We start from the raw sequence: 569 nt of genomic DNA, 5'->3' as shown, positions 1-569 counted from the left end.
CTTGATAGCATTTTTACTTGGGGCTTTATGCTCAAGCACTGCTGTGTTTGTGTGCATGGCGATGACTTGGCTGATTGTTTTGGCGACTATGTGCCGAGTTGGGAAATTGCTAAGCACTGGAATATGGATGTTGAAGAATGGCTAGCGGTGTATCGAGCTAAGATTGTTCAGGCGACAAGCCTTGAGGAGCAAGTTCGTGCGCAGGTAGTCATCGCTAAAAAGTTATTAAGAGCTTCTTACTCTTTGGTGATGTATCGCGATAAGCGCTGGTTTGATGATCCAATAGAATGTGGTGAAGTGTTTTTGCAATATCATCCCGAGAAAAAACTGGAGATTGACCGCCTCTGCATATTGTTATCTGGAAGGCCAATTCCCAAGCGTTCGGTCATTGGCCTAATTGATGCTTTCGGTGGCTGGCTCGTGAAGCAGTACCAAAAGACTGAGTTTCGTATTGGTTAGAACAGTCCCATCTGTGGTGCTGAGAGGGTTTCAAAGTCTGTGCCGATAAATGGCAGAATCGCATCTGCAACAGGCTTTAGCTGCTTGTCGATGTAGTGCTGGTAGTCGAT

The 569-nt window shown here is 45.9% G+C and carries 1 protein-coding gene; it reads left to right on the top strand.

All coding sequences use genetic code 11. The annotated features are described in order from the left end of the window. A partial coding sequence (locus R7P74_RS28210) for a nucleotidyltransferase domain-containing protein (protein ID WP_318123984.1) occupies nt 1-459 on the top strand: 459 nt, incomplete at its 5' end. Nucleotides 460-569 lie beyond the last annotated feature (110 nt).

Source organism: Vibrio sp. 2033 (assembly GCF_033339735.1).
The sequence above is the reverse complement of the archived record's forward strand: the minus strand, read 5'-3'. Positions and strand labels throughout refer to the sequence as shown.